The organism is Aureliella helgolandensis (genome assembly GCF_007752135.1).
Classification (GTDB): Bacteria; Planctomycetota; Planctomycetia; order Pirellulales; family Pirellulaceae; genus Aureliella; species Aureliella helgolandensis.
On the sequence record NZ_CP036298.1, the window covers coordinates 4,206,077 to 4,220,563 of the forward strand.

The following is a 14,487-nucleotide window of genomic DNA, read 5'->3' on the forward strand; positions in this document are numbered from 1 at the left end:
TGGAGTGGTTTCAGAACTGCGCCACATGGCCACTTCCTCGACAGTTTGGGACTGGCCTGTCTCAACTTTCTGTTTGACTTTACCCCCACGAGATGGGACGATCGATGGAGCCTTCGAGGCTCACCATGCGTGGGGACGTACGAGGCTTTTGCTTCGAGGCTTTTGCGCGCCATCTCCGGTTCAATGAATCGCCATGACTAAGCTTACTGCCATCCAACAGCTGCTCAATGAGCAACAGCATGAGCAGGCAATCCTCCTGCTTCGCGAAGCGATCACCCAAGATAATACCTTTGCCGAGGCTTGGCATCTGCTTGGCATTGCCCACGCGCAGATGGGACAGCTTGCTGACGCCCAAAGCAGCTTTGCCAACGCGGCGAAGAATGCCCCCGACAACTCCCTCTATTTCTACAATCTGGCCCTTGCGCAGCGTGGTATGGGGGAGTTGGATGGGGCGGTTGAATCCTACCAGCGGGCGATCGAATTGCGGGAGGACTTTCTCGGAGCACGCAATAATTTGGCCAATGCGTATCTTGAGCTCGGGCAAACCGACGAAGCTTTAGTCTGCTTTCAATCATTGGTTGAGCGATTTCCGGATTCTTCGGATGCTCGCTTCAATTTGGCTAACACGCTATTGTCACTGCGTAGAACGGATGATGCAGTGGAACACTACCGGGAGGCGATTCGCTTGGCTCCCGATCAATCCGCCGCTCGAGAGAATTTGGGGCGCGCGTTGACCGATGTGCAGCGTTTGGACGAAGCGCGAGAGGTCTGGGAAGAGTGGCTTGCGCACGCCCCTGGCGACCCGTTCGCCCGACACATGCTGGCCGCTTCAACCGGTGAGTTCATACCTGAGCGATGTGTTGACGAATACGTCCGTCAGGAATTCAATGTGGACTTCGCAAAATCGTTCGAAGATCGCATGCAGCGGCTCGATTATCAAAGTCCCAGTCTAATCCAGGAAGCTCTGGATTCCCTGGGCCTACAGTCTCCGCAGGCAGAGACACTCGACGCAGGATGTGGCACTGGAATTTGTGCTCCGATTTTGCGCCCCATGTCGAATCGACTGACGGGAGTCGATTTGTCGCCCGCGATGCTGAAGGAAGCTGTGCAACGTGGCGTCTACGATGAGCTGGTCGAAGGGGAAATCGTACGCTACATGAATGAGCAGGCTGGTCGATTCGATCTCCTGGTATCTTGCGACACGCTTTGCTATTTCGGACAGCTTGAATCGGTCCTAACCGCCAGTCGGAGGGCTCTGCGTCCTGGAGGTGTATTGGTGTTCACCGTCGAAACGAGTGTGGAGGCGGAATCCACTGACTATCGGTTGCAATATCATGGCCGATACAGTCATTCAGAATCCTATGTCCGTAGTGTGCTTGAGGCGGTTGGATTCGCGCGCGTGCACGCGTCTACTGCCGTACAGCGGCGAGAGCTTGGGGCTCCTGTCGAAGGGCTGGTCGTCAGTGCACTGAGCCCTCACGACGCGTAGGTCTCCCGGCCTCCGAAACTTCCTCCAATTCTGCGTCCAAAATGCCCCTGCCGGCGAGCCACTCCCGCGATTCCGGCATATAGTACAGCAGTGTGGTGTTTTTGTGGGGCGGGGACGCGTAATGAAGAGCCGTAGCCGTCATGAGGGAAAATTGAGTGACGCCCAAGTTTTCGATCGAAAAGCTCGGAAATCAGCTGCCCGTCGAATAGCGATACTTCGCATAGTGATGTTTTGTTAGTATTAACTTAGACTTTAAAGGTCCTTAGACCTGCAATGGAGTTCAGCGGTGAAAGGCTTGCGATCTGTCGCAATAACGCGGTTCGGTTTAGAGCGAAGTCTTTCGCGCAAGAGGACTGAAAAAGCCCCTGTTTGGGGAAAGTACCCGAAACAGGACGCCCCCGCATTCTTGACGACGTTGACTCGTCCCGAATGTCGCGCCACGCACGGTCAGCGGATTGTTGCGCTGAATTTGGAACACTGGCCAGACCAGCTTATTAATTTGCGAGCGTTGCTAGCTCTCACGAGGAGGTCGTTCCTCTAATCCCCGTGTAGCAACAACCACCTTTCCTTGGTCATGCGGCGGGTTACTATTCGATGGTGGCCCGTTGTGCCGGAATCATGGAGATGAAGCTTTCGAAGTCAGACGGCATGTGAGATTGCTTGATGCCACCTTCTCTAGAATTGGAATTTACAAGAATGAACCGACTACTTGTTTTGTGCACTTGGCACTGCGTTATCTTATGCGGTGTTGCTTCGGGACAGACGCCCGATACGGGACCGACGGCAGAGGAAGCGATCATCGAAACGATTCGAAGCTACGTGGATGCCTATAACCGTCGAGATGTTGATGCAGTGGCAGAGCATTGGGCCGACAACGCCGTCATGCTTGCGGTTGATACCCAAGAGAGTGTGGCTGGCCGCGATGCCATCCGGGACGATTTTGCGAGACAATTTGAGGCCGCTCCAAAGTCTCAGCTGGCGGTGAACGTCAAGTCAATTCGGTTGGTCACCGATGATGTGGCGATCGAAGACGGATTGGCAACCGTGGTCGAGGAGGGGAAGGCGTACCAATCCAGCTATTCGGTCGTGCATGTCAAGCAAGCGGAAGGGTGGAAGATTAACAGCCTCCGCGAAACGGATATCCCCGAACGCTCCGGACCTCAACTGTCGCAGCTGAATTGGCTGGTCGGCAGCTGGGAAGACCAAGGCGAAAATTCTATTGTCCAATCAGAAATTAAGTGGGCTCGCAATGAGAAGTTCTTGTCCATGAGCTTCCGAGTGGACGCGGCCGACGCGCCGCCACTGGAAGGAACCCAAATTATTGGTGTGGATCCCGCAACCGGGAACATTCGATCTTGGATGTTTGATTCGGATGGAGGCGTCGGGCAAGGCAACTGGTCGAGCCATGATGGAAAGTGGGTGGTGGAAATGAGCATGACCTTGCCCACGGGCGAGACTGCGTCTGCGGTTAACATTTATACTCCGGTGGACGCCAATCGGTACACTTGGCGTTCTCAGGCAAGAATCGTAGCGGGACAGTTCCTACCGGACATGGATGAGGTGCTAGTGGAAAGAGTTCTAGCGCAGCCCGACGTGGCTACCCCTGACGTTCCGCCCCCGGCCCAGCCCAGTGCGCAGGATTGATCTAAGACTCAGTTCATTAGGCAAGATCTTCAGGCCATGTAGCCTGCATCTAAAAGTAAAATAAGGAATGAAACCCATGTTGGTAACGAATAACCGAGTGCTGCTTGCACTCTTGTGTTGCATGTTGATACCGAGTCTGGCAGAGGCGCGTGGCAGGGGAGGAGGTGTAGCACGTGGTGGCGGTGGATTTTCCGGAGGCGCTGCAAATTTCTCGCGCAGCCCGTCGATGAGCCGCGCTGCCCCGGCTCAGCAGCGAATGGCAGCGCCTCAGATCCAGAATCGTAGCCCTGTTGCCGCCCGGCCTTCCAGTCCGGCCTTGAACCGAAACAATTTTCCGGGAGCGGCAGAGAACCGAGTCGGCTCCCCGGGTGCGGGAATCAACCGTGGAGTTACTCCCGGCGGACGCGTAGGTAACGCTGGGATCGGAGCTCCAGGGGGCGTGAGAACGCCTCCAACCGGAAACTCGGCTTTCAGCTCTCGGAGCTCTTTCCAGCAGCCTTCCAGATCTCAATTGGATAGTTTCCTGAATGGGGCTGGGGGGAGCCCTTCCACGCGCGATGCAGGTTTGTCTGCATCGACGCTCCCTGCCGGGGTCGGTAGTGGCTCGAAGAGCTTTGAAACGGCACGCGGCGGAACCGTGACTGTGGGAGGCGGTTCCCGCAGTGGCACTACGGAGGGCGGTGCGACGGTGGGTGGCGCAGCAGGCGGTATCAAAATCGAAACTGCCGGTGGCCACACGGTGGTGCGTGGAAGCGGCGCCGCCGGTGCTACCGACGGTCAGAACAGTGCGTTTGCGGCCGGCAGTCGTACTGGAGTTGAAACGGCAGCCGGTGGAGTCGCTGCGGGTGGCCGCGGCGTCCGTGGGGCTACTGATGGAACCAACTCGGCCATCCGTGGCGGAGGCGCTGTGGGGGCCAGAGATACGGCTGGTAATAGTGCGGTTGCCGCCCGGGGTGGCTATGCCGATTCTTCCGGCTATCGACAGGGCGGGGCTGTGACAGCGCGCGGAAATCAATGGGGTTACACCGCAGTCAATGCTCGAGGCGGATATGGGAGGAACGGCACGGGACAAGCTGGCTCCAAGACCGTCATACGTGGTCCTGGTGGAAACGTGATCAGTGGTGGTCGCGGCGCAAGTTTTGTAAACGGCCAATTTGTCGGAGGCCGCGCCTACACCGCCGTCAATGGGAACTTCACCCGCTGGGGATACTTCACTCCCGCCTACTACGGTCGCTATCCAGGGGCCTGGTTCCCCGGTAAATGGGCGATTGTGGGTAGCGCTTGGGCAGCTGCTAGCTGGGCGACGACTGGAACTTACTGTGGCTGCCAAGGCGCCGGCACGTACTACGATTACGAACAAAACGTTACCTACGAAGATGGTAGTGTTTTGTATGAAGGCGAACCGGTCGCCACCGCTGAGGAGTACTATGATCAAGCGGAGACAATCGCCGATGCAGGCGCCGAGACCAAGGACGACCAGTGGCTACCCCTGGGCGTCTTCGCGATCATCTCGGAGGACGATCAATCTCATACCGACAAGATCATCCAACTTGCACTTAATCAAGATGGCGCTATCCGCGGCAACTACCAAGACATGATCACTGATAAGGTCACGCCCGTCACCGGTTCAGTTGATAAGGCAACGGAGCGTGTCGCCTTGAAGCTAGAGGGAAACGAGGCGTTGGTAGTAGAGATCGGTCTGTACAACTTGACCAACGACGAGGTTCCTGCCCTGGTCCACCTCAATGCCGAGAGCCAACAACCTGTAACTTTAATCCGTCTGAAAAATCCGGAGGATGAAACGGCGGCGGAACAGCCTGAACAATAGTACCAGTTGGCAAACCGGAAGCATGCACCAGCTGGTGGGGCCTGCAGACGCTGCCTGCCCCACTCGCGTGACGGGCCGTTTGTTCACAGACAGTCGCCCGCCGCGCTCATTCGCTGGGCACAGAGCCCTTCCACAACCAAGCCGCTTGCTACAACCTCTGTCTTCCTTGCATCGGGCCAGCCCGATGCAAGGGCAATGGTGCGAGGCTCTGCCGCCAGGATTTCCGCTTACAAAGAGATGCGAGCTCATCGCTTCAAGAGGGCGATCTCGGCTACCAAACCGGGCCCGAAGGCGAGCAATAGACAATTGGCACTCTCACCTGCTTGATCTGCCGTCCCCCTCGCGTCAAGAAATTCTCGCAAGATGAACAACACCGTCGGCGATGACATATTTCCGTAACGCTGAAGCACCGATCGCGAGGTCGCCAGGTCATCATCGCCAAGTGCTAGGCTTCCCTGGACCGCAGCTAAAATCCTTGGTCCGCCTGGGTGGACTCCCCAGAGATCAATATTATCCATCGTCAAGTCGTATTTCAACAGCCAGTCGACCAGCCACTCCTTCAAGGTCGCTTCGATGCGATCCCCCACTTCGTTGGTCAATAACATTTCGAACCCGTTGTCCCCAACTGTCCAGCTCATCGTTTCACTGGAGTTAGGAATCAACACAGACCCCGTCGCCGCAATGTGCCACCCCTCGGTGATCGATGGTTGGGCGACTGGTGGAGTTGATGGGGATTTCCGGTCGCTCACGCATCGGCCGCCGACGACGATCGACGCCGAACCATCGGCAAATAGAGCGTTTCCGATAATTCCCTCGAGATCCCACTGAAATCGATAGTGCAAACTGCAGAGCTCAACCGCCGTCATCAAAACCTTTGCATGCGGATCGGCTTGGGCGATTGCCATGGCTGCGCGGATACCATTGATGGCGGCATGACACCCCATGAATCCAACATTGACGCGCTGCGTAGTGCGGGGCAAACCAAGTCGATTGATTAAATGAATGTCAACGCCAGGAGAGTCGAAGCCGGTGCAGGTGACGACGATCAAGTGTGTAATCTCTTCCGGTGGAAGCCTGGCGTCGGAAAGGGCTGCGACGGCTGATTCTTCGGCCAATCCGCCAGCAAACTTGCGGAATATTTGCATTCGTTCACCAGTGGTTGGCCCCGCGCTTTCGCCAGCGATGATGTCGGGCAATGTTTCAGGTGCAATCAGAAAGCTGGGGTTAATCGTCGAGCTCTGATTCCCTCCGACCTCAATTGCCTCTGCAACCGGTGCGCCCCATGTGTACGCGGCGCGGTGCGGAATAACGGTGTGGCGATTTTTAACCCCCGACTTCCGGTAGAGGGCTTGCGCAAGTCTCTTTTGTCGCTCGTCTTCACAAACGATATCGGTAAACATCTTCAACGCATCAGCTTGCGACATCGTGTTGGGTGGGCACGATGTCCCGATGCCGAGCAGGGTGGCAGTATTCATTGGTGGTTCTCTCTTGTTTGGTTTAATCGCTTAACGACTTCACCTGCTAGCCAAGGTTGAAGGCGCAACGCCTGATGAGCCGTCCAGCAGGCTGCCGGACTTTTCAAGAGGCGGGTTAGCCGTGAGCAAAGTTTTTGCGAGCATCCGATATGCTTCCGATGCCAGTGTTCCCAATCGTCAACCAATTCAATTCTCCACGCTTCAACAGCAGCCTGAACGAATGGCGTGACGCCAATGCCACTTTGAAGTGCCCAACGGATCCCCTCGCCGGTGAACGGTTCAACGTAGCCTGCCGCATCACCCACAAGAAAGACTCGCGGCGCAGCCAATCGCCTTGCTCTAGCAGTCAACAATGGCGAACCGCGCCAATCGCTAGCGATGATCGGTACCTCGGCGCAACAAGCCTCGCGGAGGATGTGCATTACAGTTCCGAGAGGTCCTTGTTGGCGAAGATGGGTTCTGTCGACGGAAGCGGCGATATGCAGTCGTCCTTCTGGCAAAGCCGTAATGCCCACATAACCACAGGCCCCCAACGCCATCTGAATGCTGTTCCGCGAAGCGGCGTAGAAACTCGCTGGTAGCGAATCTTTGAAGATAATCGTTTCCACGCCGACCCTTGAGTTCCTCGCCGCGACTTGCTGCAAATCCTCCACAGCACCAACACAGCGGTTGTTCAAGCCACTTGCGATCACCACAGCTTTCGCTCTCAACACGGACGACTGGCCCGTTCGGCTCAACTCCAGCAGCCGGTAGTCGTCTGCGATTTCACCCAGCTTCGCAAATGTCGAATCCCGAAATGTCACTCCTGCCTCGATTGCACAATCAACTAAGCATTGGTCCAACAGCGAGCGTTCGATGGCGAAACCAGTAGGTGTAGCAACACTAAAAGTACGCCCGCGATGATGCAGTGAAAATGATTCGAGCGGATTGCCCGTTGTCCAAAACCTGTGGTCGCTACCGATGAGCGATTTCAGTAACGTGATAGACACCTGATTCATGCATCCGCCACAAATCTTGTGACGCGGGAACTTTTTCGAATCGAGCAGCAACACGGATTGACCAAGGCGGGCTAGCGATATTGCCGCTGCACTTCCAGCTGGACCGGCGCCGACGACGACGACATCCCAGGTTTCGATTGGAGGCTGGCCAAGACGGATCATTGAAGGAGTTCCTGGTGGGTGGGCCAGACGATCGTGAACCGCTCCGGCCAATGCTTGGTAACCTTGGCGTGTGTGATCCCCGCCGCGAGGAGCATCTGCCGGAACTCAGCAGCTGAAAACGCGGCCTTGACCGACAGCAGGCCGTCGATATGGACAATGCGGCTGCGAGACAGCAAGCGTGTTCCGAGCAAGCACAGGCCGTAGCCCAGTCTTGTCCGTGCCAAATCCTGCACAACGACTAATTCCGCAGCGGACGAATCGAATTTGCGAAGGATGTCGACAACCTGCGATTCTTGAAAATGGTGTAGAAACAAAGAATTGATAATGATCTCGACAGGTGGCAGCTCATCTCTCAAGATGTCGAGTTGATGGAACTCGATCGAAGTGTTGTGCTTCTCAGACGCTGTCCTGGCAAGCTCAAGAGCGGTCCGGCTAAAGTCGCAGCCGTGCAGTGTGGCCGAATACCCCGCCTGAATGGCTAATTGCTCGATCTGCCGTAATAAAAATCCATCGCCGCAGCCGACGTCGAGTATCGAGATTGTTCTGCGTTCGCCCGGTGGGATCGCCGCCACAATTTCAGACCAAATTCTGCGTGCTGTTCGAGTGAAAACATGGGTCCGCGCCAATCCATTGAGCGCCTGCTGGTGGGCGTTCGCGTCCAGCTCAGGATCATCCATCAATTCTGGCTCAAGCTGTCTGAAATTCAAATTCATTGGCACCGTCGCGATAATCTCAGTTAGAAGAAAATGGCATCGACCTCGAAGCTGCAATTGCAGCGTGCATCTTTCGTTACAGAACTGCGCTAACTAGTGCTAACTAGTGAGCACGTACTGTGCCAACTTTCGACAGAAGTGTCCGGATTCGTTAAAACTCGAAAGTTGGTGTCCCAGCGGGGAAGAGCTGCCGTTCTCACTTTCCGGTCGTTTCTAAGAGCGCACGGCGGCGACAAGATTGTCAATGGATGATCGTAGTGTGTAGTGCCAGCGTGGGCAAGTTGCTCGACGCCAAGTGGGGGACGTGGCCAACGGGCACTCAGGCAGCCCTCAGCGGCAGGAATCAGCGGCAGAGTAGGGCTTTGGCGGTCGTTTGACGTGCAGAGCCCATAGAGGCCGCAAGCCGTGTCCACGGTCCGAGTCGGCAACGCAGCGGGCTGCGTCCTGGTGAGACTGCGTGCCCGCGTGTCTGTGGCGTGAAAGGCACAAGCTCCACGGCAGTACTTGTTGGGAGGGGACACAAGAGCCTCCAAACGACTCCGCCATAGAAGGTGTTGCAATCCTTCATGCCCAGCACTGAAAGCGTGAAACGCGGCGGACTCGCATGCTGTCGACAGCGATGGTCGTGCTCAAGGGGCGCGGGCCAAGCTTGATGCAACGCGTGAACGAGAGCTCGCTCTACGAATCCCGGCTCGCGGCGAACCCCTAGGACAGCCAGCATCGCTGGCGTTGACAGGCAAGTCATTGGAAACCCAAACAGGATTGGTTGAAGCCGAGTCGTTGGATCAAGATCGTTGAGATTTGGCGTTTTGCCGCTATAGTTTTAACAACAGCTATATACTCCAATCCGCTTCGAGCTCAGATTATCATGACCAACCTCCCCATAGCGCAACAACGTCAGCTGATGACTCCTTTCGGCCCGGCAGTCGGTGCCTCCTACGAATGGCAGGGAGGTCAGTACTGCGCGATCCATACCACTAATGGTGTCGTCGGGTGTGGAATCTATGATTTGAACTGTGCCAATGAATTCGGGATGGCGTTCGCCATTGCAAAGGGGACGCCAGAGCACCCACTGCGACAGCCGGAGGATTTGCTCGAGGCGAAAATTGTCGGCGTTAGCACCAAGGCGTCGGAATTTGGAATCAAAATCGGCATGTCAGGTCTCGATGCACTCGAAAAGCTGATGGTGCGCGGCAGCTAAGGCGATTGGATTCGCGAGCGCTAGAAAACGATGCCTTCCACCCGACACCGAATGGGAAAATTGGGAGGGACGGGGCTCCCTGATGTGGCCGGTTTCCGAGTGGCTGTGACTCTCGTCAATTGCCACCGATGGGAATAGTAATCGCCAAACTCCTGTGCTCACGACGTTTGCGATTGGAGAATCAGAGAATGCTTGCGAGAATGGTTGACCTCGGGAACGCTGTATCTAGCCTTCCCTCATCGGAAACGAAGTTTGACCGTCCACCATTGGCATCGATCGAGAAAGTGTTCCAACATGAGAAACTACTTGTTGAGAATTGCAGGTGGATTCCTTCTGGTGATTGTGGCAATTTGGATTTTGTGGCCGCGAGCCGAGACGGTGGAACTCGATGTCACCCGAGCTGTCAATCCGGCTTGGTTCATTGAAGAGAATCTCATCGAGCCTGTCCGAAAGGAAGTTCGCAAGCTGAGCGATGGGAGCCAAGCTGAGTGTTACGTTATCACTACTAAAACGACTCCGTTCGAACATGAAATCGGCCCGTGGGCACCCGGGCATGTAAACGATGGAAAGGACAAGGGAGGCATCTGGTTCAAAGATGGCCATGTCTACGACCTAGATGGACAGTTCATCGCTGACTTGGATGAGTTCTACGACGACCCGGAATGGGATATGGTGCGACCAGACGGAAGCATCCAAGTTACCGATACCCGCGAAGCATTTGAGCTGGCCGCGCGACCCAACGTCGATCCCCGCTACTACAACCATGTGGTTGAATGCCCTGCGGAAGTTGACGAATGGAAGAACGATCACAAAGTGTACGTCATTCCCGTCAGTCCGCTCTATCGCACTATCCCCACACAACTTGGACGCACCGCGGTTGGGCTCGCATTCAATGGAGTCACGTTTGATCCGCCTGCCCCCATCCATGCGATCCTGCACGCCCATACCATTGCCCCTTTTGATCATGGTGGAGGCCACGTCAATCCGCACGTTGGCTACCACTACCACGCTGCAACCGGGAAGACCAAGGAAATTGAGCAGGCTGACCAACATGCGCCGCAGATCGGTTATGCGCTCGACGGATTTGCACTTTACGCGCACCTAGACAAGAACGGAGAAGCTCCAGAGCAATTGGACGAATGCAGCGGGCACTACGATGACCAACGCGGATACCATTATCACGTCAGCGCTCCCGGCGACAATCAAATCATCAAACGCTTCCGGGGAATTCCAGGCACGATGACGATCGTAGCTCAACCAGATCAATAGAAATCTTGGTTACGCTTACGAGTCTAGAAACCCATTCTATTGAACACCGTTCGATTTGCTAACAAGGAAGCCCACCACCGCCGACGTGAACTCAACGAAGTAGCGAATTTTCCAACCTACGCTATCGTAATTTTCCCGTGGTCCGAGTTCACCGGAAAAATGGGAAGCAGTGTTGGCCAGTTTCTCGTGTTGGTGCAAGTCAGTTGCACTCTACCGCTCCCTATTTGGGCAACCCATTTCGTTTCCAATCGCGAAAAAATGCAAGCCCAGTGCGTATGCAGCTTTGATGCACTTCTTGAAAAAAGATTGGACGAGCTAAGGACGTTGCGCAGGCTGCGTCTGCTATGAACACTGTCAAGTTTTCGATTCCGACGACATGGCACCTTGCGCTGCAGTCGAAGAAATGTCTTCCCGTTAAACACCAGGCGGTAATGGTATACGTTCTTTAGAAACGAGGACGTGTTTATCGAGGCAGCTACCTCCAGCGACCGAATTGCAATTGATTACTTCCATACCAGGATGTGGTAAGATGACCTTGCGGCGAACAAGCACCAGCCTTTTTGATTGCCGGGAGCTATGCGCTGCACCTTCGGCGCGGGAGCTTGTCCACTGCTCACTACAACTTATCCCCCGTCGACAGTTGCCAGAGATAGGCATTACGTTGCAAAAGCAAAGGGAGGCACTCATGACTTCGCATGAACTAGACAGATCGCCACTCCAAATACTCGACGAGTCTGCACTCAAATTGATTTTGAAGACAAGTCAAGGATTTGCGTCCCCGACGTCTCGTGCCAGGATCAAAGGTCCCCTTGATGCGAAGTACATTTCGCCCAGTCGTGCTGGCCACGCGCTTTCGCAACACGTAAGAGGCGCGGCTTCCACGGCGATCAAAACCAAATTCTGCAGCGTCGACGACATGGCTACCGCGCTGGACCTTATCCTGAAGAGTCCTGTTGGGCGGCAGATGCTTGCAGGACTTGCGGCAGCACAACGCGAAACATTACAGGTCGATCTGCTGCGTCTGTTTCCCATCGAAGCCGAACTTGATGGCGTTGGCACCGCTACGTTCAGCACCAGTGACCTGAGGAATGTAGGTATTCTGAAAATTTCATGTGTTGCCGTACTCGAAGGCCGGGCGAGAGGTGGAAAACTCTATTTACACGTTCAGACGCTCTATCCCAAACTGGAACCTTCTCAAATTGAGCGAATGTTCGACCGGCTGGTTGATACCAAAACCTTTCGCTGATAATGAGAGGCTCGCAGTTGACGAGACAGGGCAAAGCTGGGGATGCAAGCTTGCGTTGGTTGGCACACTGAGATCGATATTCATCGTGGCACCGGTGGTGTGATTTCAAGTTGGTCTTCATCGCCAGCCTTTAAACCTGTCAGGCGATAGTAGCCCTGGTCATCTGTTTGGCTTTCTCCGGCCTGCAAAGGATTAGCAGTTCTCCAATGCTGACCGCCTGCAAGCTCCCATGACCGAACTCGCGAAAGTCCCCATGACGCCGCCCTGCGACTACTACAAGGCGTTCTCGTCGGTTGATGCGAGTCGGTTCAATATCAATTAGAAGCGTAAAGCATTGGACCTTGCAGGCTCTGATGGATAGCGACTTCGGGTAGCATTGCGTGAATGGGACGCAACGCAGTCGATGGAGAGCTCAGCGATGCTGTGGCTCAGCCATTGAACAAACGAAGTGCTGCCGACGCGCGGATTTGCACCTGGCGTTAGACTTCGATCGTCGACGGCCGTTCCGAAATACTGAGCTGTGGAATCCGCCATTACCTGCCGCCCATCACGGGTCGCTTGCAGGAACCGTCGTACGAGCTCATCCATCCGCATCGGTTCAGGACCGGCAATTTCAAGCATATCATTGAGCGGAGGCGACAACGCGACGTCAGCCAATGCTGCAGCCACGTCGTCTGAAACAATGGGCTGCATCATCGCTTTAGGCAGTCGCACAGTGCCGCCGTCTGTAGCGGATTGTGCGATGGAACCCACAAATTCGAAGAACTGGGTGGCGCGAACTATCGTGTAGGGAACCGTCGAGGCTTTAATGAGCTTCTCTTGTGCCACCTTCGCCCGCATATAGCCGCTATCGGGCAGGCGGTCGGCGCCAACAACTGACAGAGCTACGTGGTGCCTCACTCCCGCAACTTTCTCCGCGGCTAGCAAATTTCGGCTCGACGTCTGGAAAAAGTCCATTACGACATCGTCGGCAAACGATGGCGAATTTGCCACGTCAACCACGACATCTGCTGCGTAGACGACCTTGTTCAAACCTTGGCCAGTGACTGTGTTGACACCAGTCGACGGTGAAGCTGCGATCACTTCATGCCCTTGCGCAAGTAGTCTCTGCGTGAGCTTCGTTCCTATCAATCCGCTGCCACCGATGATGACGATCTTCATTACGAAATCCTTGCAGGTTGTGCTCACTGGAGAGCAAGTTAAAAACGAGGCTCGTGGCTCCCAATTGCGTTGGGTTCGCTCCTCGGGGAGAGACTATGGGAAACGTGAACCTGCTGGCTCACTCCAGCGTAGAAGCGGGCTGATAACCGCCTGGTGCCGTTTGCAACGCAATATTCACTCGGTTCCATGCGTTGATGGTGGCGATAATCCAAGCTAGGTCACCCAGCTCCTCCACGCTGAAGCAGGCGCGCACGGACTCATGTGTTTCTTCAGAGATTTGCCGCTGCGAGAACCGTGTCAATTCTTCTGCAAACTGAAGACCAGCACGCTCTCTCTCGCTGTAGTACGGACTCTCTCGCCAAGCAGCCAGGCCATAGAGACGCTGCTCGGATTCGCCATCGTTTCCTCCTTGTCGCTAACTGGCGACTTATGTGGTACTACTTGCTATGGCGATCAACCATCTCGGCGGGTAACACGATCTCCTCGGTGTCTTGAGGATGCAGTACGACTGCAATGAGCCGAGTGTTGGTCGTCGGAGACGGATTCCGCGAGACTCGATGCAAGCAGCCGGTCGGCTCGTAAAAGGTCTCGCCCGCGTTGAAACGCCTCGTTGGTTGATCGTCGATCCCTAGTTCGTATTCACCTTCGAGCGCATAGACGAAACCTGGCCCAGGATGCCGATGTGCCTGGCCGCTCTGACTAGGCCGTAGGGTCACTTCCACGGTTGTCGCTTTGGCCTTTTGGCCATCGAGTGCTTCGACGATCTCCACCGCTGAGAGGACTTTCACGTGCTCCCCTGCCTCAGACGCCTGTTCCGCAAGCGCTAGGCCAATGCCCAGGCCCAGAGCTAGCAAACAAGCAATTCCCCAGCCTATGAACTTTCGCCGCATCATTGTCCTCCTTATTATGCCTGGATGCCATAGTCCCGCTGTACCTCGGGCCACATAATTTCTAGGACGCTGGGGGAGGTTGAAACGTGACAGCTTGGAACCGATTTCTCCAATTTCGTGACGGTGAGCAGTCGGCTAGGTCGCTCCGCAAGCTTTGAATTGAATTCTAGCTATCCTTCGCAAACTCACATTATTCTCAAGCAACTCGAGAGACCGTGGAGTGGAGGGACAACCTACCCCGCCTCGCAGCCGCTAGTCCTACGCGACGACCAACGCCTCGTTAGAGCTTCAACGCAGGAATTGATCTTGCCCTACCGCCAGATGCTCTGCCGGGCTGACACCCGCCGAGGCGAGTCTGCGACTAGACAGCGACCAGATAGCGACGGCACGGGATGGGATGGGGGGACGGTT

At 55.5% G+C, this 14,487-nt stretch carries 12 protein-coding genes; 6 read left to right on the forward strand and 6 right to left on the reverse strand.

Annotation, left to right across the window (positions count from 1 at the left end; translation table 11 throughout):
* The first annotated feature begins 193 nt into the window (after positions 1 to 193).
* The 3 genes from Q31a_RS14950 (at position 194) to Q31a_RS14960 (ending at position 4,961) form a co-directional block, all read left to right on the forward strand.
* Positions 194 to 1,489: a tetratricopeptide repeat protein gene (locus Q31a_RS14950; RefSeq protein ID WP_145079324.1), complete on the forward strand. Its 1,296-nt coding sequence runs from the start codon at positions 194 to 196 to the stop codon at positions 1,487 to 1,489.
* A 696-nt stretch (positions 1,490 to 2,185) separates the two neighbouring features.
* Positions 2,186 to 3,133, forward strand: coding sequence for a YybH family protein (locus Q31a_RS14955; protein WP_197356833.1), 948 nt, complete (start codon positions 2,186 to 2,188; stop codon positions 3,131 to 3,133).
* Between the two features lie 76 nt (positions 3,134 to 3,209).
* Complete coding sequence (locus Q31a_RS14960) at positions 3,210 to 4,961, forward strand: hypothetical protein (protein ID WP_145079330.1); 1,752 nt, start codon at positions 3,210 to 3,212, stop codon at positions 4,959 to 4,961.
* A 245-nt stretch (positions 4,962 to 5,206) separates the two neighbouring features.
* On the opposite strand, the gene Q31a_RS14965 is transcribed toward Q31a_RS14960, so the two are convergent.
* Genes Q31a_RS14965 through Q31a_RS14975 form a run of 3 tightly spaced genes read right to left on the reverse strand, consistent with a single transcriptional unit; the run spans position 5,207 to position 8,309 of the window.
* Positions 5,207 to 6,436, reverse strand: coding sequence for a type III polyketide synthase (locus Q31a_RS14965; protein WP_145079333.1), 1,230 nt, complete (start codon positions 6,434 to 6,436; stop codon positions 5,207 to 5,209).
* Positions 6,433 to 7,596 (reverse strand): NAD(P)/FAD-dependent oxidoreductase, encoded by a 1,164-nt coding sequence (locus Q31a_RS14970; RefSeq protein ID WP_145079336.1) that lies wholly within the window; start codon positions 7,594 to 7,596, stop codon positions 6,433 to 6,435. Before Q31a_RS14970 ends, Q31a_RS14965 begins: the two co-directional genes overlap by 4 nt.
* The gene (locus Q31a_RS14975; protein ID WP_145079339.1) at positions 7,593 to 8,309 is read right to left on the reverse strand and encodes a methyltransferase domain-containing protein; all 717 of its coding nucleotides are present in this window, start codon (positions 8,307 to 8,309) and stop codon (positions 7,593 to 7,595) included. Before Q31a_RS14975 ends, Q31a_RS14970 begins: the two co-directional genes overlap by 4 nt.
* Positions 8,310 to 9,177: 868 nt before the next feature.
* Between Q31a_RS14975 and Q31a_RS14980 the strand changes: the two genes are divergently transcribed.
* The 3 genes from Q31a_RS14980 (at position 9,178) to Q31a_RS14990 (ending at position 12,025) form a co-directional block, all read left to right on the forward strand.
* Entirely contained in the window at positions 9,178 to 9,510 is a 333-nt protein-coding gene (locus Q31a_RS14980) for a DUF1805 domain-containing protein (protein WP_145079342.1), read from the forward strand.
* A gap of 294 nt (positions 9,511 to 9,804) precedes the next feature.
* Complete coding sequence (locus Q31a_RS14985; protein ID WP_145079345.1) at positions 9,805 to 10,779, forward strand: YHYH protein; 975 nt, start codon at positions 9,805 to 9,807, stop codon at positions 10,777 to 10,779.
* 916 nt (positions 10,780 to 11,695) lie between these two features.
* Positions 11,696 to 12,025, forward strand: a complete 330-nt coding sequence (locus Q31a_RS14990) for a hypothetical protein (protein WP_145079348.1) — start codon at positions 11,696 to 11,698, stop codon at positions 12,023 to 12,025.
* Between the two features lie 318 nt (positions 12,026 to 12,343).
* Here Q31a_RS14990 and Q31a_RS14995 read toward each other — a convergent pair whose 3' ends face one another.
* The 3 genes from Q31a_RS14995 to Q31a_RS15005 all read right to left on the reverse strand — a co-directional run bounded on the left by Q31a_RS14995 (position 12,344) and on the right by Q31a_RS15005 (position 14,079).
* Positions 12,344 to 13,186, reverse strand: a complete 843-nt coding sequence (locus Q31a_RS14995) for an SDR family oxidoreductase (RefSeq protein ID WP_145079351.1) — start codon at positions 13,184 to 13,186, stop codon at positions 12,344 to 12,346.
* 118 nt (positions 13,187 to 13,304) lie between these two features.
* Positions 13,305 to 13,487: a carboxymuconolactone decarboxylase family protein gene (locus tag Q31a_RS15000; protein WP_145079354.1), complete on the reverse strand. Its 183-nt coding sequence runs from the start codon at positions 13,485 to 13,487 to the stop codon at positions 13,305 to 13,307.
* Positions 13,488 to 13,623: 136 nt separating this feature from the next.
* Positions 13,624 to 14,079 (reverse strand): cupin domain-containing protein, encoded by a 456-nt coding sequence (locus tag Q31a_RS15005; RefSeq protein ID WP_197356834.1) that lies wholly within the window; start codon positions 14,077 to 14,079, stop codon positions 13,624 to 13,626.
* Positions 14,080 to 14,487: the final 408 nt, after the last annotated feature.

Bases quoted from the DNA above. Each gene is read 5' to 3' on its own strand.
- Q31a_RS14965 (WP_145079333.1), bottom strand. From the start codon at position 6,436: ATGAATACTGCCACCCTGCTCGGCATCGGGACATCGTGCCCACCCAAC.
- Q31a_RS14950 (WP_145079324.1), top strand. From the start codon at position 194: ATGACTAAGCTTACTGCCATCCAACAGCTGCTCAATGAGCAACAGCAT.
- Q31a_RS14955 (WP_197356833.1), top strand. From the start codon at position 2,186: ATGAACCGACTACTTGTTTTGTGCACTTGGCACTGCGTTATCTTATGC.
- Q31a_RS14980 (WP_145079342.1), top strand. From the start codon at position 9,178: ATGACCAACCTCCCCATAGCGCAACAACGTCAGCTGATGACTCCTTTC.
- Q31a_RS15005 (WP_197356834.1), bottom strand. From the start codon at position 14,079: ATGATGCGGCGAAAGTTCATAGGCTGGGGAATTGCTTGTTTGCTAGCT.
- Q31a_RS14970 (WP_145079336.1), bottom strand. From the start codon at position 7,596: ATGATCCGTCTTGGCCAGCCTCCAATCGAAACCTGGGATGTCGTCGTC.
- Q31a_RS14985 (WP_145079345.1), top strand. From the start codon at position 9,805: ATGAGAAACTACTTGTTGAGAATTGCAGGTGGATTCCTTCTGGTGATT.
- Q31a_RS14960 (WP_145079330.1), top strand. From the start codon at position 3,210: ATGTTGGTAACGAATAACCGAGTGCTGCTTGCACTCTTGTGTTGCATG.
- Q31a_RS14975 (WP_145079339.1), bottom strand. From the start codon at position 8,309: ATGAATTTGAATTTCAGACAGCTTGAGCCAGAATTGATGGATGATCCT.
- Q31a_RS14995 (WP_145079351.1), bottom strand. From the start codon at position 13,186: ATGAAGATCGTCATCATCGGTGGCAGCGGATTGATAGGAACGAAGCTC.
- Q31a_RS14990 (WP_145079348.1), top strand. From the start codon at position 11,696: ATGGCTACCGCGCTGGACCTTATCCTGAAGAGTCCTGTTGGGCGGCAG.